The organism is Schlesneria sp. (assembly GCF_036405755.1).
GTDB classification, from domain to species: Bacteria; Planctomycetota; Planctomycetia; order Planctomycetales; family Planctomycetaceae; genus Schlesneria; species Schlesneria sphaerica.
This window is the reverse complement of the sequence record NZ_DASWWZ010000618.1, coordinates 1-18,859: the sequence shown is the minus strand read 5'-3', so window position 1 is coordinate 18,859 and position 18,859 is coordinate 1. Positions and strand designations below refer to the sequence as shown.

The following is an 18,859-nucleotide window of genomic DNA, read 5'->3' as shown; positions in this document are numbered from 1 at the left end:
CCGATCAATTCATCGGATTTATTGAGCTTCTCGAGAATCTCGGCCAGCAGTCGATAGGCGTCACGTCCCTTCGACGTCCGCTGCGCATCAAAGTACTTCTGGAGTTCCGCAAGAGCCTCTTCAGGCTTGTCTGAAAGCAGGAGAACTCGCGCCCGGTTGTATGCCAGATTACCGGCACCTTGCCGGGTCGTTCCGGCCAGTTCAAATGCTTCGAGCGCAGGTTTCAGGCGATCGCCGTCGAGCAGAATCTGCCCAATTCTCTCGTAGGTCGAAGTGGGATCAGCCAGCAGGCTCTTTTTGGCGCGGGAATCGAGACCGTACTTTTCCGGATCTTTGATGGCGTCAAACAGAATTTCGTAACAGTCCGCCGCCGATTCCTTCTGTCCGGTAACGGCATACAACAGGCCAAGGCTCTTGTTGAGTCCAACATATTCCGGAGAGGTCTTGAGAATTCGAGGCGATTTAACAGCTTGTTCCAGGTGCTTGATGGCTTCTGGAAGCTGCCCGGAAATCGCCGCCTGCCGAGCGAGCAACTGCAGGATTTCAACGTCATCCGGATCGAGTTGAACGGCCTTGGATGCATAACGAACGGCCGCTTCCAGGTTCTCGTGCTGCAATTCCAGCGGAACCAGTTCCCGATAGATTTCGACCGCTTCGGGATCGAGTTTCACCGCTTTCCGGAAGGCGTTCAAAGCCTTGCGAGGCTCGTTTCGATGCGTCGAGTCGAGGAGTCGCCCCGTCATGTACCACGACAAGGCTTCATTGCGGGCGGTAATTGCGGCGGAACGAGGCACCAGGGGCTTCAGCGGCAGAGCGACATCATCCGATTCCTGCTGCTGATAGCCTTTGACTTCAGGTGACTCTGCCGTCGAAGAAGGAGATTCGGTCTGCGGCTTCTGGGGTTCATCCTGCGACAAGGCTGGCTTCGTCAGACCGAAGGCAAGAAGTCCCGCAAGCCCTACTCGATACCGAAGTAAATTGCTCATCGCCCAATCTCCTCGCAATCCGATTTGATGATATTCAGTATTCGTTCTTCCGTGTGATGGGGAAGCCTGCTCGAGTTAATTTACCTTAACTCTCACAGGGAAAACGATGCCAAATACCGCTCGTTCAGCGACTCTTCTTGACCGGCTTCTTCGCAGCTGCAGCCTTTTCGACGACTGCGGGGGCTTTGGCCGCAACGGCCTTCTTCGTCGCCGGCTTGGCCGCAGCCGCAGTGTCTGCTTTGGAAGTCTTGGCCGCTGCTGCCGGTGCCGGTGCAGCCGCCGCAGCGACTTTTTTGGAGGCTGACGCCTTAACCGGCTTCTCGAGACCATTCTTGAACAGACTCACCAGCCGATCGGCAGCCGTGTCGGTGTCATAACCCCCTTCCGGAGGGGGGTACTTCGCAGGATCAAACGCCGGTTGCAGCGTCTGATCACCTGCGACACAACGCATCGTGAAAACGAACGTCTCCACCTCCGCCTTGCGGACGGCGGCTTTCATCATCTCGCCGATTTGTTCAGGCGTCTGACTCGGTACCGCCAGACCCAGCCAAATCAGCAGACGGGCCAAGGCTGGATCGATCGGGATCAGGTGGGCACCGGTGACTTCATGCAAGGTATAGTCACGCACGAACGGCGACAGATCCTTGATCTTCGCCAGTTGTTTTGTCGCCAGGTCGAGCGTCTTCTTCCGAAGGTTCTCGAACTCAAACGAGTAAGACTTATCAAACACAAACTTGAGGACCGAAATGACGCGGAAAGCGCGCCATTCAGAAGCGGTCTGGCCCGCAAAGGCCCGTTCGATTTCGCCGACGCTGCTGACCCGCACTTCGTTCAGATCAGGAAACTCGGAAAATAACCGCTGGAAGGAGAGGTCTGCTTCCTCGACCGTTGAGTCCTCAAGACAAATGGCATACAGCATCGTTTCCAGGACAGGTTTGTTTCCCTTCGGGATCTGGACCTTGTACTGTTTTTTGATGATTGGAAACAGCTTCTTGAGAAGCGCTGCCCGATCGGACGCCTTGGCACGGGACGCTGCTACCATGGGCTTGTCTCAACTCCGTTCTGGAACCATCTACGACGAACTTTGATTACCGCAAGTCGGCACTTCCCGACTCGCTCTCGTCGTCAACATCGTCGGTATCACTCTCGTCATCGTCGCCTTCGTCGTCGTCAGATTCGGCGGTACTGCTGTCGAACTCGGACTCTTCCGAATCAACCGCGCCTGCAACACCGTTCTCGTCTGGCATCACTTGACGCAACGTCTGAGATGTTTCTGCACTGAACTTCACACCAGGATCGAGGACAAACTTCAACACAGGAGTGTTCTTGGTCTGCAATCGATCCGCGACCTTCGCCTGAATATAGCCTCGCGCCGATTCGAGGCCGTGCATCGTGAGGGACTGAGCTTTCGCATCCCCCATGATAGAGACGTACACTTTGGCATTGCGTAGATCACCACTTACTTCTGCCCGCAAGACAGTGACGTTCTTCACACGTGGATCCCGAAGTCCGACGAGAATCGTCATGCTGACCGATTCTCGAATCGCTTCTGCAGCTTTGGCAACGCGACGCGTGTTCATGAAACCCCAAACTATCGATCGACAAGACCGCCGTGGTGACGGCAAATAACACCATACGCCTCAAGTCGCAAAGACTATTCCAGCTTTCGTTTGACCTCTTCGATCTTGAACGCCTCAAGCAAGTCACCTTCCTTGACGTCGTTATAGTTCTCGAGACGAATACCGCATTCCATCCCTTCACGAACCTCGCGAGCATCTTCCTTCTCACGCTTCAGCGAAGCGATGTTGTAGGTATTGATGACACGCTGCTCGCGAATCAGATGAATCCGGCTGGAACGTTCGATGGTCCCATTGAGCACGCGACAGCCCGCGATGGTACCAAACCGCGTGATACTGAAGGTTCGCAGCACGATCGCTCGACCGGTTGCCACTTCCTTCTGCTCGGGCTTCAGCATTCCTTCGAGAATCTTGCGAATCTCGTCCATCACCTCGTAGATGATGTTGTAACGCCGAATCTCGACACCTTCCTGCTGCGCCAGGAGTTGAGCCCGATCTTCTGCAATCACATGGAATGCAAAAATCACAGCACTCGACGCGGACGCCAGATAAACATCGCTTTCGTTCACCCCACCGACACCCTGGTGCAACAGCTTGACGCGAACTTCCGGATGCTCAAACTTGTTGAGTTCGCTGCGAATTGCTTCCAGCGATCCCGGAGTATCCGCTTTGACGATCACGGCCAGATCGCGAATCTCGCCCTCGGTTGTCGCATTGAGGATATCCTCGAGCGTTCGCTTGCCACCCATATTCGCCAGAACGGTTGCTCGCCCCTTCGAGCGACGCTCTTCAGCCGCTTCACGAGCCGCGTCAACGTCTGGCAGAACCAGGAATTGCTCACCCGCACCCGGTACGATGTCCAAACCGGCGATCTTCACTGGCGTCGAAGGCAGAGCTTCGGTCAGTTCTTCATCACGCTCGTTGTACATGGCTCGGATTCGGCCGTAGGCACCACCACACAGGACGACATCGCCCACGCGGAGCGTTCCTCTCTGAACGATCAGCCATGCCAGTGGGCCGCGACCTTCATCGCGGAATGCTTCCAGACAAGCACCCGAAGCAGGACGATTTGGATTGGCAGTGAACTCATGGAGTTCGGCCGTAAGTAACAAGGTATCGAGCAGTTCGGGCAAGCCCTGGCCGGTGAGACCCGAGGTGCGGATCACTTCGACGTCACCACCCCATTCGGCCGCGAGCACGTTATGCGATGACAACTCCGTCAACACACGCTGTTCATTTCGCTCGGGCAAGTCGACCTTGTTCATGGCAACGACCAACGGAACCCCTGCAGCACGCGCGTGCGAGATACACTCGACCGTCTGAGGCATCACGCCATCGTTAGCAGCCACCACGAGAACGACGATGTCTGTCACGTGTGCACCGCGAGCACGCATTTCACCGAAAGCCGCGTGCCCCGGTGTATCCACAAAGGTCAGCTTACGACCGTTGTGTTCGATCTGGTAGGCCGCGATGTGCTGGGTGATTCCACCATGTTCCGACGCGGCGACGTTCGCAGAACGCAGCTTATCGACCAGCGTCGTCTTACCATGGTCGACATGCCCCAGAATCGTAATGATCGGAGGACGAACCTGCAGATCTTCCGGCTTGTCTTCACCTTCAACGACTTCAGTCACTTCGTCCTCGATCGTTTTCGGACGGTGGATCTGCAGATCGACACCCAGTTCCAGGCAAACCTCGACAGCAACGTCTTCTTCCAGAGCGGAGTTGATGGTGACCATGTCACCTCGTTGCCACAGAATCTGCATAATCGATTTCGCAGGTCGGCCGATTCCTTCCGACAACGAACGAACTGTTAACGGAAGTTCGAGCTCGGCGGTCGACTTGAGCGGGACGGGCCCCGAACGACGCTGTGGCTTCGGCCGTACACGCGATCCCCGGCCACCGCGATCTTCGTCTTCATCGATGTCCTTCAGCGTGACTTTGCGTCGCTGGTTACGGGCATCCTGAAGAGACGCACCACCGACGTGCTTCTTGACCTTGCCGTCATCCGGTTCGTCGTCACCAATCTTCTTTTTCGTAGTCGTGGTTTCAGCACGCTTGCGAACAATCGGCCCGAGCGGTGCATCCTTTGGCGGACCGTCAGCATTGAAACGCTGGGTCGGTCGCTGCGGTGCCGCCTCTTCCGGCTTGGGCGCCTTCATCGACGGAGGAGCTTTGAATCGCGGAATCTCGGCGATCAACGGCGCGACGGTCTTGGCCTTCTTTGCAGAGGCAGCCCCCTTCGCTCCACCCATCTCATTCGTACCACGAGACACCATGACGCGCATGGATTTCTGTGGGGGAACTGGGGCGGCGAAGTCCGACCGGGGCGCCGGCGGCGGCGACAATACTGGCCGATCTTCGGCGACAGGAGTCGGACGACTTTTAGGAGGAGCAGATGGGGGTTCGACAACAGGTTTCGCGACTGCGACCACGGGCGGAAGCTCTGGAGGTAATTCGGGGATCGGCTTTGGGGCCACGACAGGCGCAACCGGCGCCGACTTCTTCTCCAAGACAGGAGCGGGTTGCGTGGGTACTTCAACTTTTTCTTCGACAACCGGTGGGGTCGGAGGAGTTACGACAGGCGGCGCCGGTGGTACTGGGGCCGGTGCGATCTCTTCCGTCGGCTGCACAGGTTCTTCAACTTGCGGCTCAACTGGCGGCTTGGGTGGAACCGATTCAGAGGGGCGAGATCGGGGTACCATCAGCGGCGGCTTGGCACCCATGACTCGGATCGGCCGCGATTTCACGGCAAGATCGGCAACCGGCTCACGCGTCGCTGCCACAGGGGGCGGAGCTGCGGCCGGGGCTGCTGCCACGGGAGGCGCAGCGGTAGTGGAGCCACTTGACCGAATAATCTCCATCACCCGATCGCGCTCTTCTGGCGAAATGCTCGCCAAGGCGGAGTTCTTGATCGTAATTCCTGCCTTCGTGCAGAAATCAATCAAAATCTTGCTGTCGATATCAAGCTCTTTGGCAAGAGCGAAGATCCGGATTTTCAAACGCGAGTCCTTCGTGGGGAAAAGCCCGACCGGTAGTCCCGGCGTGTCTGCAACAACAAAGAGTTCCGCCGGAACACGACGTACGCACTCCGACACCCCTTGCCCGAATTCGTTTTTACTCAAACGCCATCAGGTGAGGCCTACCCAAACCCGACAACCCCAATCGGTCGCGCGAATCGAATGACCCCTCACCGCCTGTACCTCGTTCGTGTGATGATGACGAAGTTGAACTTCGGGCTGCCAACCCTAATCGGCACGTCCTACGGGCTTCTCTATTTCCCTAAAAGAGGCGTCTACTCTAAATAATCACCTCAGATCAGAGCCGCGAGCGGGTTTCATCTGAAGTTGGACTCGAATTTGAAGAGACCCAAGTTTCTGCTTGCACTCAATCTACCGAGGGACTTGATTCATTCCCAGTCCCATGAGCGTCATTTGCAGCAACTCCATTCCCTTTTTCCTCTCCAGCGTTACTATCGGGTTCACTTACCGAACCATTGACCTCTGCCAGCACCACTTCATTCTGTTCAGCAACAGGACCGGCCTTCTCGGCTGCTCGCTGCTTTCGCTGTTCCTGGTCTGCCTTGTCATTATCGTGGCGTGAACCGGAAGAAGAATGAGATTTTTCCTGTGCCCGTCGCTGACGCTGCTCCTGCTCCAGCCGCTCACTCTCTTTCTCAGCGTACTCCACGATCTCTTCGCACTGCTCCTCGGTCAGACTGCCCATTTCCGCCAATTGATCAGGTTCAATGACAGACAAGTCGTCAAAACTGAGAAAACCTTGTGCCACAAGACTTTCTGCCAAATCTGGCGTCACACCTGGAGTTTCCGAGAAAGCTTGAACAGCACGTTCAAGCTGCTCATCAAGCTCCTCTTGCGTCATGACTTCGATATCCCAACCCACCAGCTTCGAGGCGAGGCGAACATTCTGACCTCGCTTCCCGATAGCAAGGGACAGTTGGTCATCCCGCACCAGCACGATCACCCGCCCCAGCATCGGGCAGAGGATGACGTCTTCAACTTCAGCAGGCTGAAGCGCATTCGGCACCAGCACTTGCAGCGAGTCATTCCAGCGAACGATATCGATTTTCTCGTCGCCCAACTCACCCGTAATATTCTTGATTCGAGCCCCGCGAACACCGACACAGGCACCGACGGCATCGATATTGTTGTCAATGCAACTGACCGCAACCTTCGACCGATATCCGGCTTCGCGTGCCAGTGAACGAACTTCAATAATCCGCTCAGCAACTTCCGGGATCTCAAGCTCGAACAATCGACGAACAAACTCAACGTGCGTACGCGAGAGTATAATCTTTACTCGACTGCCGGACTTGCGCACCTCCAGCACAATCGCCCGAACCCGATCACCAACCCGAAATCCTTCACCAGGAATCTGCTCTCCGCGGGGAAGCAGGCCTTCAACCTTACCGAGATTGACGATGGAAGCCCCACCCTCAATCTTGGCGACAGTCCCCGTAACAATCTGATTCCGTTGATCGACATATTCGTCGAACAGAGCATCACGCTCTGCTTCGCGAATCTTTTGAATCATGACCTGCTTGGCAGTCTGGGCGGAAATTCGTCCCAGCAACTCGCCAAGCGCGTCCGAGTCGACATCCTGACCATTCGTCTTGACAGTAGGGTGCCCCGAAGACCGATCGACATGGACCTCGATTGCCTCTTCTTCGCCGTAGTGCTTGCGCGCCGCCGAAAGAATAGCCTGCTCGATCCCTTCGAACACGATCTCCTTATCAATACTCTTATCTCTGTGAATCGAATCGACGATTCGCAAGAGTTCGGGGCCGTTCATTTCTCTACCTCTCAAACCAATACCGAGCGGCGAAGACCACGACAATAAGCAACCGCCACCAAATCCCACCTCATAAAACAAAAAAAAGCGGGCACAAGTCCCACTTCGTTCGCGACCGAATCCACCGACCGGATTCGACCATGACACCTGAACACAACCGAAAATCGGCCGCGTATCGCGGTGTCGACCAGGAACCTGTCGTTGTTTCAGGCTACATGGACAATGACTCCGCTCAGAAGCTGAGACTCAGGACCACACTTCATGGACGCTCATTCCACATCATTTCGCCTGAAACTGAAAACCAGTGTCTGCCGACATGCAGAGGAACGTCCGTTCCATGCAACTGCCAACATACTCTGACTTAGCCGCGATGTCAAGGAGTTATGTTGTCTGATCCTGTCCCCACCCGCTGCGGAATGAAGCAGTTATAGCGGGTGTGGAAACTTGAATGCATCATCACTTGAAGCTGGGATGGGGGCGATCAATGACCCGATGCTTTCTGCATAACATGTTGACGTAATGATCCGTTCCGGATTGAATTGCAGGATGCAAGGATGAGTCACATGTCAAAACACTTGGAGTTCGCCATGTTTCGTAGCCATTGGATTGTGTTCGTGCTCTGTTTTGGGTCGATTGCCTCAGGTCAGGCCAACCCCGAACACGAAAAGATGAAAGCGGAAGCAGAGACCGCCTACCAGCAGGCCGACTTTGCGAAATGCAAGGAACTCACCAGCAAGGTCCTGGCCCAGAACCCCAAAGACCATGCCGCAATGTACTTGCGAGCCAGTTCCCGAGTCGAACTGGGTGTTGTGAAGCGAGACGTTGCCGAACTACGGGAGGGGATCCAGGACGCCCGCGAATCGCTCAAGATCGGCGGGAGTTCGGAAGTTAACTACTACCTCCCCTACCTCTATGGGATGATCGCGCTGGCAAACATGGAGGACAAGAAAGAACACGCCAATGTCGCGGTCGACGTGGCCACCAAAAACGTGCTCAACCGAACCAACCTGAAGCCAGAACAGCGAGCCAACGTCCTGTACCAGCGCGCGGCAGCCTACATTCACCTGAAAAACCTGAATTCTGCCATCGAAGATTATCAGGCCGCGATTGAAGCATTCCCCGGACACCTCGGTTCTCACGTAGGACTCGCAGAAGCCTATGTGGTTTCTGGACAAGCGGATAAAGCACTTCAAGCTTTCTCCGCCGCAGTCGAAACGTTCCCCGAAAATCATCTCGTCTACAACAACCGGGGACTCTTTCTCCAGCAGCAGGGGAAATCACAGGAAGCACTCGCCGACTTCAACAAAGCCCTCGAACTCGACAAGAACTTCGCAGTCGCCTACACGAATCGTGGTTACACTTACCAGGCAGCAGGAAACCTTGCCGACGCGGAGAAAGACTTCACACGAGCCATCACGATCGAGCCCAATAATCCGCTCTTCACAAGCCTGCGAGGAACATGCCGTCTTTCGCTCGGGAACACAACCGGGGCGATCGAGGACTACACCAAAGCAATCCAGCTCGCTCCTCAAAACCCGGTTGCTCACGCCGACCTGGGATTCGCCAAGTTCTTCTCCAAAAACTACGCTGGTGCTGTCGAGGCGTTTGATGAAGCCATCCAGATCGACCCGCGAGCCATGCGCTACCTGAACCCTTGGCTACTCTGGTCGCTTGTTCTCTCCGGCAAACCTGACACCGTCGGCCAGATTGCCAAGGAAAGCGAAGACAAGGCAGAAAAAGAACGCGACTGGATTGACGCTCTCGTCCTGTTCCTCAGCGGAAAGCTTTCAGAACAGCAACTGGTCAACTTCGTTTCCACGACCACTGACGCCAAAATGAAGAACGCACAGCTCTGCGAAGCCTACTTCTTCATCGCCGAACGACGATCGCAGGCGAACGACAAGACCAACGCGACAGCGTTCTACAAACAAGTGATTCAAACCAAGGCGACACAGCTCTCTGCCTATCGCGGAGCCCAGTACGTCCTGCAGAGCTTCGGAAAATAATGCCCCGCGGAGCGACATCGATAAAGCCCGGTTACCCCCAGGAACCGGGCTTTATTTTTGTTCGCGTCGGGAAGATTCCCGCTGTAAACGCCACTCGATCCGCTTGAAGAGATCGACCCTCACCAATCAGGCCCCGTCCCGAAGACCCCGTCCAGGGCTCACGAAAAACGGAAAGCCTGACCGATGCTCTCACTGCCGCAAGGGGACAACAAACCCTCAAGAACACGGTCTCAATCGGAATCCGCGCGGGTTCGCGTCTCGATATCCGCATGCTTCATGCGGCAATGAATCAGACTTCCGCGCTACGTCAGGTTGCAGCCGCTCATAGACCTTCAGCACCTGAAACACCAGTGCGACCCCGATCATCCGCCGCCAGCGTCAAAACAGCCAGCACTTATGCTCCCACCTTCACGATTGAGGCGGCGGCTTGACCGATCTTGGTGACGTTAATGCTCAACACCACGTTATTCGAAGTGGGTTGTGGCTGGCCCACGACAATGTTCAACGGACAAGCCGGATCGGGCTTCTCATAGTTAAGGGTCTGAGGAATAACGCCGTGAGTCAGACTGACCACCGAGGCGGCCAATTCCAATAGACCAGATCCTGCACCGGAATTCCCGATGAAGCTCTTAATCGCCGTCACGGGAATCTTGCGGCCCAAATCACTTCCGAAGACATCGTGAATTGCCGCAGCCTCAGCGATATCGACTTCCTTCGTCCCCAGACCGTGAGCATTGATATGCCCAATCTGATCGGGAGTTAGATTCGCATCCCGCAAAGCCCCGCGCATCGCATTCGCCAACGCGAGACGATAATTCGCCTCTTGATTGGTGTTCGTGACACACGAGGAACCCGTCCCGAGAACGCGACCCCAGATCTTTGCGCCACGCTCTTCGGCGTGTGCACGATCTTCCAGAATAAACGAGCAGGACCCTTCGGCTACCACGCGCCCCGCTCGATTCAGATCGAATGGTCGAGCCCGGCGCTCTGGCTCTGCCGGAGTCCGAGCCAGATCATCCCACAGGGCCTGGTGCAATGTTTTGATCGGGTGCAGCGTCGTCCCTGTCACACCAACGATCATCATATCCGCAGCACCACGAAGCAGAATCCGCATCGCTTCGCCGATGACAGTATTCCCCGAGGCGTCATCAAGTGTCAGCGAGTTACTGGGACCGCGCGCATCGGCGGAAATACTGATATGGCAGGCCGGCATATTGGGTAAGTAGCGGAGCAACCACAAAGGCTCCAGCTTGGTGAGACCCTTCTGCCCCCATTCGGAGGGCTGGAATTTTGTCGTCCCTTCCTCGCAACAGGCTTCGCAGCCTTCCAGGAGGACTTCAGGAGGACTGAGCATGAGGTTGGCGCCGAACTCGACACCGAGCCGCTCATGATTGATTTGACTGAGATCAATCGCGGAGTTCTGTAGCGCCAACAATGCGGAAGCAACGCCGAGCTGAATTTCACGGCACATCGCCTTCAAATTCTTGCGTTGTTCCTTCAGATATACCTTGCGCGCGGACTCATCGGTGAAGTCCAGCACTTCGGCACACACGCCGTCAGGAGCGGCAAAGCCCGGAAACAACTTGCCGTATCGAATCCCCGACTGACCGGTGGACAAATTCTTCCAGAATTCGTCCACACCAATGCCGATGGGGCTGACGATACCGACGCCCGTGATGACAACTTCCCGACTCTCTGAACTTTTGGTCACGATTTGGTGCTCATTGGCGGCCGGCCGTCTGCCCCCCTCCTTCGCCCCAGGCGAGTGCCGCAGCGAACGATGAAACATAGACCGATAAAAACATCAGACAAACATCCGTCAGTTCACTCGCCCAACAACCAGACAGGCGTTGTGACCACCGAATCCAAAACTGTTCGACATCACTCGATTGACAACTAATTCCCGAGCCTTGTTGGGAACGTAATCCAGATCGCAATCCGGATCGGGGTTCTCAAGATTGATTGTAGGAGGAATCAGCCCATGCATCAGTGTCAGGACAGCGACAACGAATTCCACGCCACCCGAAGCACCCAGCAAGTGACCGAGCTGACTTTTCGTGCTCGAGACGCAAATTTTCTTCGCTTCCGACTCAAATACGCGCTTGATCGCATTCGTCTCGGCCTTGTCCCCGAGCGGGGTACTCGTGCCGTGAGCGTTAATGTAATCAATGTCGCTCACTGAAAGGCGAGAATCTTTGAGTGAAAGACTCATCGCGCGAGCGGCGCCCGTCCCTTCCGGATCAGGAGCGGTCATGTGAGTTCCATCCGACGACATCCCGTAGCCGAGAACTTCGCCGAAAATTGTCGCGCCTCGCTTCTTCGCGTGCTCCAGTTCTTCGAGGACAACGACTCCTGCCCCTTCTGACAGAACAAAGCCGTCGCGATCTCGATCAAACGGCCGGCTGGCCCTCTCAGGAGCGTCATTGCGAGTCGACAGGGCACCCATGCGAGCGAATCCCGACAGCCCCATCGGGGTAATTGCCGCTTCGCTGCCGCCAGCTACGAGAATATCAGCAACGTCATGCTGAATCAGGCGAAACGCATCGCCGATGGCATTACTTGCTGATGCACACGCTGTGGCCACCGCACTACTGGGACCCTTCAGCCCGAACTGGACTGAAATATTCCCGGTTGCGGCGTTCACCATGAGTTTCGGGATCATGAACGGCGAGACTCGAGAAGGACCACGATCGAACAGCTTGGCATGCTGCTCTTCGATCTCGTTCAACCCTCCGATTCCGCTACCGATGATGACACCGCAACGATAGGGATCCGCTACCGACTGAAAGTCAATTCCGGACTGTCGAATCGCTTTCTGAGCCGCCGCAAGCGCAAACTGACTGAAACGATCCAGTCGCTTGGCTTCCTTCGAGTCAAAATGCTCATCGGGGCGAAAGTCCTTGACTTCGCCTCCGAAATTGACCTTAAAGTCGGAGCAATCAAATCGCCCCAGTCGGCTGATCCCGCTTCCGCCTGCGCACAAGCGGTCCCAGAACTCAGAGACTTCTGAGCCCAGCGCGGTGATCACCGACATTCCTGTCACGACGACGCGTCTGAACATCCGTCACTGCTTCTCCGTGATGTATTTCACTGCATCACCAACTGATTTGATTTTTTCCTGATCAGATTCGGGGATCTGCACACCGAATTCGTCCTCGAACTCCATAACGAGTTCGACCAAATCGAGCGAGTCAGCTTTAAGATCGGCAACAAGTTCGCTGCTCAACTTAATATCTTCTTTGGGAATATTCAGTTGCTCACTGACGATTCCAACCACTTTCTCTTCAATCGACGACGCCACGCCTCACTCCTTTGGAGTCGAATCTAGAAACTTGTACTGACCATCACGGCGATCGTGGTGGATTTTGCAGTGTCAATCCGCAGAGGGAAATAGTTCAATCTGGCTGATTTGCGAGGGTATACAGGGTTTGAAGAGTTATGTAAACGGCAACAGAAATATCGGAGGAATCAAATTGGAACCAACCGAGTGCCCATCCCTGCCGTTCAGGGGAATCACTTCTGATTCACTCCCGTCAAACCTCGTCGCCGCTCACATCAACTATCGTTTACCGACTGACAATCCACTTTCCGATCGATCCGCTTCATCAGCGACTTCAAAACCTTCCCCGGCCCGACTTCAAAGAACTGATCACAGCCTGAGGCCAGGAGTTGACGCACACACTCTTCCCACAAGACAGGCTGAGTCACCTGCTTGATCAGAATCTGACGCAGCTCATCCGGGTCACTGTGGACCTTCGCATCAACGTTCGAAACAACGGGAATGCGACCTGGCTGAATCTTGATATCTTGTAGAATGCTTTCGAGCCGCTCGCAGGCAGAGGCCATCAGCGGGGTATGGAACGCTCCGGCCACGACAAGCGGCTTGGCACTTCCCCCCGCCTCGGCGATGAGCTCAGCAGCTCGTGCACACGCCGGCTTATCGCCTGAGAGCACTGTGTTTCCAGGACAAAGAAAATTCGCGAGCCAGATCTGCCCGGCGGATGATGCGTCGTCGCGAACCTTGGCAACCTGTTCCGTATTGAGCAACAGGGCACTGACCATCCCGGAAGGATTTGCATCGGCCGCCTGCTGCATTGCTGCGCCACGTGCCTGGACAACGCGCAAACCGTCTTCGAATGACATCACACCGGCGAAAACAAGTGCCGTGTACTCGCCGAGACTGAGGCCAGCCGCCATCGAACAGTTCTCGACCACGTCAGGCTGTTCGGCCCGCAGCATTTCCAGTGCGGCTAAACTGCTGACGAACAACGCAGGCTGGCTGATGGCTGTCGTGTCGAGCCGTTCAGCCGGCCCTTCGAAGCAGAGTGACGCCAGATCAAAGCCAAGCACATCCGCGGCGCGGTCATACAGCGATTTTGCCTGAGGGAATCGCTCAGCAATGGTTTTCCCCATGCCGACGTGCTGGGCACCCTGACCCGGAAACAGAAACGCAATCTTTGCCACATTTCCCTCGACATTCGACTGATTCTGCGTCAATCGACCAAAGCAGACGAACTCGACAGTTCGTCCACAATCTGCTCATTAATTCTGCGATTCTTGAGAGTTGTGGCGACGCGCAAAGCGTTATAAATCGAGCGAGAGTTGCTGGAACCGTGGCAGATGATGGCGATTCCATCAACCCCCATCAGTGGCGCCCCACCCGCTTCATGGTACTCAAACCGCTTACCCAGCTTACCGAAGGCTTCAACTGCTTTTGACTTCTCCTGATCTAAAGCTACCAGGACTTCAGCAGAGACAGTCTTCATCAGCATATCGACCATCCCTTCGGCGGCCTTAAGCAGAACATTTCCGACAAATCCCTCACAGATCACCACGTCGGCACCTCCCTGATAGAGATCCCGGCCTTCGACGTTCCCGACGAATCGATCACGGAAGGGACTTTTGGCGAACAGAGCGAGCGAATCGCGGACGTCATCCGTCCCCTTCCCGTCTTCGCTGCCGATATTCATCAGCCCGACGGTCGGACGTTCGATACCCAGCATTTCACGGGCATAAATCGAACCCATGGTTCCGTACTGCACAAGATGCTCGGGACGGGCTCCCGGATTGGCCCCAACATCCATCAGGACCGTCTTGCCCTTGGTCGTCGGAAGCGCAACAGCAATCCCCGGCCGTTTCACTCCCTTGAGGAACAGTCGGGTGCGCAAACCGGCAGCGACGACAGCACCGGTATGACCGGCGCTCACGACAGCATCCACCGCCTGCGTTGCCATCAGTTGCCAGCAGACGATGATCGAACAGTTGGGCTTTTTGCGCAACGCCTCGACAGGCTTTTCGCTCATCTCAACCCAACCATCGGCGGGACGAATCGACAGCCGACGATCATCAAAACCGGAAGCCGCCACCAGCGACCCGAGCACCCCCGGATCACCGACCAGCGTCACCTGAAGTTCCGGATTTTCGCGAAGAGCCTCAATCGCTCCATCAATGTTGGGCTGTGAACCGTAGTCCCCTCCCATCGCGTCCAGTGCAATCCGCATAGAGGACTATTCCTCGATTTCGACGAGTGTTCGCCCCATGTAATCGCCACACGTCGGACAAACGACGTGGGAAGGGATCTTCGATTGGCATTTTGGACAGTTGTGCAGCTGAATCGGGGTCAACGCGTCATGACTTCGACGACGACGTGAACGACCTTTGGATTGACGACGCTTTGGTGCGGCCATGTTGAGTTGTTCCCAACGGATCGAGGCAAAAAAAGAACGGTGGAAATAGACCCGTCATCCAACATGGCGACAGGCCCTCCCGACCGAATGAAGAGGCAGATGGTACGCGAACAGGAAATAACGGTCAAGGAAGGACCTTACAGCAATTCCTGGATCACTGCTCCTGGCTCAAGCGCCGGCGTTGGCCGGCCACTGTGATTGAGGAAATTCATATTCGGATCCACCCCAAGTACATGGAAAATTGTGTGATGGATATCGGCCGGGGTGACAGGCCGGTCCAGTGGAACTTCGCCGAGTCTGTTTGTTGAGCCGACAATTCGGCCCCCCTTCACACCTCCTCCACCCAGGAGACAGAACATGGCATTCCCCCAATGGTCGCGGCCGGGGCTCCCCATGCTCAGCGGAGGACCGCCGTTTCCACCGTCGTTCATGCGGGGTGTCCGGCTGAACTCGCCACAGAGCACCACGAGCACGTCGTCCAGCAATCCTCGCTGCGACAAGTCTTCGAACAGGGCCGAAACCAGCTTGTCCACGATGGGTAGATAATTTTCCATCCCCGTCTTCAGGTCCCAGTGATGGTCCCATCCGCCAAAGTGGACAGTCACAAAGGTGGACCCCGCTTCGACCAACCGTCGTGCCAGCAGAGTGCTCTGACCCCAGCTATGTCGACCATAACGATCGCGGGTGCGGTCATCTTCCAGGCCGATATTGAATGCCTTGCGAGCGGCACTCCCTGTCACCAGTTCCATCGCCTGCCGGTCGAACCGGTCCATGGAGTCCATCATTCCACGCGTTTCAACAGCCCGACTTAACCGGTCGATATGCTTAACGAGCGATGCTCGATCATCCAGCCGGTCAATCGTCATTCCTGACGGCATCTGCAAGTTCTGAACATCGAACGTCGCCGCGTTTGGATCCCCATCGGTTTCAAAGGGATTGTGCGAGGCCCCGACGTAGTTGGCTCCGAAGTATCCGGGACGCAATCCGATGCTCATCCCATAGGGGACCGCGACATACGCTGGCATCCCCGGCTGGCGCGCTCCACTCATCCTGGTGGCGATTGAACCAATGAAGGGCGATTTCCCTTGTGTATCCGCTCCGCTTACCCCACCCCGACCGGTCAACATGTAATGGCCAGCCGTGAAGTGATCTCCCGTTCCATGATGGAGCGAACGAACAATGGAGAATTTGTCGGCACACTTGGCCTGAAGCGGAAACAGCTCGCCAATCTCGATTCCCTCGACATTGGTCCGGATGGGATTCCAGATCCCCCGGCACTCAGCCGGAGCCTCGGGCTTAAGATCGTACAGATCCAGATGACTCGGCCCACCATCCAGCCATAACAGTATGACACTGGTTTTCTTGCCAGGAATCCCCTCCTGAACTGAAGCCTCTTTCGCTCGCAGGATCTGCGAGAGACCCGTCGAGGCCATTCCGGCCACACCCAACTGAACAAAACTGCGTCGAGTCATTCCGTCGCAATAACGATGAGTTGAACCTGAATCCAGTCTGAACATGGGTGGGCTTTCATCTTCCAGCGGAGGGATTTTAGGCGGGCTGGCAATATATCGGTCGGCTTTGATCTTAATCGACGCTGACTCTGACGGTCAATTATCTTTCGCCACGGGAGTGGTGAGCGGATTTCCATCATTCCGTGGCATGCCCCATCCTATCCCTTTTCGTTGCAACCTCGGATCAGGCGATGTTCTTTCCTCGCCGCTCACGCAGCGTCCTGAAGACATGTACACACTTGACCCCATCCACAGAAACCACGGCGACCGGAACGCGTGAGAAACACCCGATTGACCGGCTTCTTCTCTCTTCAGCAGTCCAAACGGGAGACTCTGCAGGATTGAAAGCCACCTCCCGCAAACCGAACTCGACGAGGGGCTCTGCCAGGTTAAAGCGAAATGATCGCGACCGGTCGATCGCGATCATTTCGCTTTTTCAGATCAGGACCGAGTTCAGTCCGATCTTCAGGAGGCCGAGACGAGTCGACTTCGTTGAGAGCTGCGGCCAGAGAACCCCACGACATCGCCGACAGCCACGACGTGAGGAGACCACGTCTGACCGGCAGAATCGCACCAGACCCTTCCCCGTTCGTCGAGCCCTACGTCGATGGCTTCGAGATTCAAACCTCGCGTATTTCCCTCACGGCCCACGCACACCACAATCACGTCCGCCCTGAGAATTCGACCGCTCGCTGTTCGTACCGCAGGCTGACGGTTCTCAATCAATTCTGTTCCGATCACTTCTTCACCCAGTCGAAACGCAATCTGCATCGATTGAAACAGATCAAAGGAATCGTCGAAGATCTGAAACAGATCGAACAGACTGATGTGCTCGTCGACGACGGTCACCTCGACCCCGAGGCGCGCGAGCGTCAGGGCCGCAGTTCGTCCCGTCATCCCGGCTCCGACAACAAGAGCCGATCGCGGGATTTCATCCAGCTTCATGAGCGTTTCCGCAACGACGACTCGGCGGCCATCAATCTGGAATGAAGCGGGCTGGCGCGAAACGGTTCCACACGCAATCACAAACCGTGCCGCCGACGCCAACTGATTCTGCTGCCCCGCCCTAATTTCAACAGACGCCGGCGCGATGAACCGGGCCCTTCCAGGAAACTGGTCGATTCCGGCGGCCCGCAGCAGAGAATCTTGGCCTGAACGGAGTTGATCGGACAGTCGCTCGATCTCCCTGCGCCACCCCCACATGGTCACACCTCGGCGCCGCAGGACCTCCTGTTCTGCCCCTTTTGCCAGAATCTCGGCGGAGGGGGGCTGCTCACGGTTCAGAACGATGGCGGCTCTGTGACCGAGGCGCGCTGTCGTCACGGCACGGTCAAGGCCTTCGCGATCGTCACCAATTACCAGCAAGTCGTAAAACATGGCCTTCTCCGCGTCAATTTGGGTACTCTGGAGAAAATCGACCAGCCATAACCTACGCGTGAACAAAGAGTTTCACGCTTGCGAAAAGTTTGCCGGTTACCGGCGAAGACTCCGATTACAGGGATTGTGCCACCCGTTTTCTGGGCTGACTGCGAAGTCGTCCACGTTTCGGGTCAGGTAACTGCACAACGAACTCGCATACTGCTGTTCGGTTTGTCTCCCGTAATATCAGCGATGATAGAAACAGCCGCGTCTCGGGACAGATTGAACGGGAACGACGGGCGAATCGATCTTGGGAACTCAGACCGGCTGTTTAAAACATCTGCTGATCCAAATCAGGGTAGAGCCCGTTAGCAGGATGCTGTGCAGCTAGCTCTTCGAGCCAGTTGGGGGGGCGCCGTTTCCGTGCTATTGATACGCGTGCTGGGGCACTGCCATGTTCGACTTCGACGACGATGTCCCCAACGATGACTGGAACAAATGGGGATGGGGTATTTGCGTTCCCATCCTGCTCCTGTTGACGGCATTCTTGCGGCTGGCCTACCGACACGATTTTCCAGGAGGTCGTGCCGCTCATCGGTTAGCACTCTCGGGAAAGGACGCCCCCTGGCTGGCTCTGCTGCTAATCTCGATTGCCCTGTTGATTCACGTCCGGTATTTCTGGACCAATACCGAGAAACTGGCTCCGTTTGCTGACCTGGGAAAGCTCGTTGCACTGCTCACGTTCATTGGCAGCCTGGGCATGCTGCTCGCAACGCATGTCGTCATTCTCTGAGTCAGGCGGTCCGCAGTCCTGGCATTACCCTGCCCCGGTTAACCCGGAACCGGGGCTTGTCGAACATGCTGCGATGAAGTGAACGTCGCTGGTGACGTGACACTGAGTAGCTCAGACTACAAACGATT

At 56.0% G+C, this 18,859-nt stretch carries 15 protein-coding genes; 2 read left to right on the top strand and 13 right to left on the bottom strand.

Translation table 11 applies throughout. From position 1 onward, the window contains the following. The 5 genes from VGE80_RS20450 to nusA all read right to left on the bottom strand — a co-directional run. The coding region (locus VGE80_RS20450; RefSeq protein WP_440593949.1) for a tetratricopeptide repeat protein at positions 1-986 on the bottom strand (986 nt) is incomplete at its 3' end. A gap of 124 nt (positions 987-1,110) precedes the next feature. Next, positions 1,111-2,028, bottom strand: coding sequence for a hypothetical protein (locus tag VGE80_RS20445; RefSeq protein WP_440593948.1), 918 nt, complete (start codon positions 2,026-2,028; stop codon positions 1,111-1,113). Positions 2,029-2,074: 46 nt separating this feature from the next. Further along, the gene (gene rbfA / locus VGE80_RS20440) at positions 2,075-2,566 is read right to left on the bottom strand and encodes a 30S ribosome-binding factor RbfA (RefSeq protein ID WP_440593947.1); all 492 of its coding nucleotides are present in this window, start codon (positions 2,564-2,566) and stop codon (positions 2,075-2,077) included. 74 nt (positions 2,567-2,640) lie between these two features. After that, the gene (infB, locus tag VGE80_RS20435; protein WP_440593946.1) at positions 2,641-5,565 is read right to left on the bottom strand and encodes a translation initiation factor IF-2; all 2,925 of its coding nucleotides are present in this window, start codon (positions 5,563-5,565) and stop codon (positions 2,641-2,643) included. Between the two features lie 385 nt (positions 5,566-5,950). After that, complete coding sequence (nusA, locus tag VGE80_RS20430) at positions 5,951-7,375, bottom strand: transcription termination factor NusA (protein WP_440593945.1); 1,425 nt, start codon at positions 7,373-7,375, stop codon at positions 5,951-5,953. Between the two features lie 563 nt (positions 7,376-7,938). On the opposite strand from nusA, the gene VGE80_RS20425 reads away from it, so the two are divergent. Further along, entirely contained in the window at positions 7,939-9,381 is a 1,443-nt protein-coding gene (locus VGE80_RS20425) for a tetratricopeptide repeat protein (protein ID WP_440593944.1), read from the top strand. A 394-nt stretch (positions 9,382-9,775) separates the two neighbouring features. Here the strand turns inward: VGE80_RS20425 and VGE80_RS20420 are convergent, their stop codons facing one another. From VGE80_RS20420 to VGE80_RS20385, 8 genes are all read right to left on the bottom strand, one after another. Next, positions 9,776-11,092: a beta-ketoacyl-[acyl-carrier-protein] synthase family protein gene (locus VGE80_RS20420; protein WP_440593943.1), complete on the bottom strand. Its 1,317-nt coding sequence runs from the start codon at positions 11,090-11,092 to the stop codon at positions 9,776-9,778. A gap of 108 nt (positions 11,093-11,200) precedes the next feature. Next, the gene (gene fabF, locus VGE80_RS20415) at positions 11,201-12,442 is read right to left on the bottom strand and encodes a beta-ketoacyl-ACP synthase II (protein WP_440593942.1); all 1,242 of its coding nucleotides are present in this window, start codon (positions 12,440-12,442) and stop codon (positions 11,201-11,203) included. A gap of 3 nt (positions 12,443-12,445) precedes the next feature. Next, complete coding sequence (gene acpP, locus VGE80_RS20410; RefSeq protein WP_373653404.1) at positions 12,446-12,682, bottom strand: acyl carrier protein; 237 nt, start codon at positions 12,680-12,682, stop codon at positions 12,446-12,448. A 254-nt stretch (positions 12,683-12,936) separates the two neighbouring features. Then, on the bottom strand, positions 12,937-13,845 hold the full coding sequence (fabD, locus tag VGE80_RS20405) for an ACP S-malonyltransferase (protein WP_440593941.1): 909 nt from the start codon (positions 13,843-13,845) through the stop codon (positions 12,937-12,939). 29 nt (positions 13,846-13,874) lie between these two features. Next, positions 13,875-14,882 carry a phosphate acyltransferase PlsX gene (gene plsX / locus VGE80_RS20400; protein ID WP_373653406.1) on the bottom strand — a complete coding sequence of 336 codons (1,008 nt, stop codon included), beginning with the start codon at positions 14,880-14,882 and terminating at the stop codon, positions 13,875-13,877. 6 nt (positions 14,883-14,888) lie between these two features. Next, the gene (gene rpmF, locus VGE80_RS20395; RefSeq protein WP_373653407.1) at positions 14,889-15,068 is read right to left on the bottom strand and encodes a 50S ribosomal protein L32; all 180 of its coding nucleotides are present in this window, start codon (positions 15,066-15,068) and stop codon (positions 14,889-14,891) included. 137 nt (positions 15,069-15,205) lie between these two features. Further along, positions 15,206-16,540 carry a DUF1501 domain-containing protein gene (locus VGE80_RS20390; RefSeq protein ID WP_440593940.1) on the bottom strand — a complete coding sequence of 445 codons (1,335 nt, stop codon included), beginning with the start codon at positions 16,538-16,540 and terminating at the stop codon, positions 15,206-15,208. 504 nt (positions 16,541-17,044) lie between these two features. Beyond that, entirely contained in the window at positions 17,045-17,956 is a 912-nt protein-coding gene (locus VGE80_RS20385; RefSeq protein ID WP_440593939.1) for an FAD-dependent oxidoreductase, read from the bottom strand. A gap of 436 nt (positions 17,957-18,392) precedes the next feature. Here VGE80_RS20385 and VGE80_RS20380 point away from each other — a divergent pair, with 436 nt between their 5' ends. After that, positions 18,393-18,731: a hypothetical protein gene (locus VGE80_RS20380; RefSeq protein WP_440593938.1), complete on the top strand. Its 339-nt coding sequence runs from the start codon at positions 18,393-18,395 to the stop codon at positions 18,729-18,731. The last annotated feature ends 128 nt before the right edge of the window (positions 18,732-18,859 follow it).

Excerpts from the sequence above, each read along its gene's own strand:
- VGE80_RS20445 (WP_440593948.1), bottom strand. The coding sequence starts at position 2,028 with ATGGTAGCAGCGTCCCGTGCCAAGGCGTCCGATCGGGCAGCGCTTCTC.
- rbfA (WP_440593947.1), bottom strand. The coding sequence starts at position 2,566 with ATGAACACGCGTCGCGTTGCCAAAGCTGCAGAAGCGATTCGAGAATCG.
- nusA (WP_440593945.1), bottom strand. The coding sequence starts at position 7,375 with ATGAACGGCCCCGAACTCTTGCGAATCGTCGATTCGATTCACAGAGAT.
- VGE80_RS20425 (WP_440593944.1), top strand. The coding sequence starts at position 7,939 with ATGTCAAAACACTTGGAGTTCGCCATGTTTCGTAGCCATTGGATTGTG.
- fabF (WP_440593942.1), bottom strand. The coding sequence starts at position 12,442 with ATGTTCAGACGCGTCGTCGTGACAGGAATGTCGGTGATCACCGCGCTG.
- plsX (WP_373653406.1), bottom strand. The coding sequence starts at position 14,882 with ATGCGGATTGCACTGGACGCGATGGGAGGGGACTACGGTTCACAGCCC.
- rpmF (WP_373653407.1), bottom strand. The coding sequence starts at position 15,068 with ATGGCCGCACCAAAGCGTCGTCAATCCAAAGGTCGTTCACGTCGTCGT.
- VGE80_RS20390 (WP_440593940.1), bottom strand. The coding sequence starts at position 16,540 with ATGACTCGACGCAGTTTTGTTCAGTTGGGTGTGGCCGGAATGGCCTCG.
- VGE80_RS20385 (WP_440593939.1), bottom strand. The coding sequence starts at position 17,956 with ATGTTTTACGACTTGCTGGTAATTGGTGACGATCGCGAAGGCCTTGAC.
- VGE80_RS20380 (WP_440593938.1), top strand. The coding sequence starts at position 18,393 with ATGTTCGACTTCGACGACGATGTCCCCAACGATGACTGGAACAAATGG.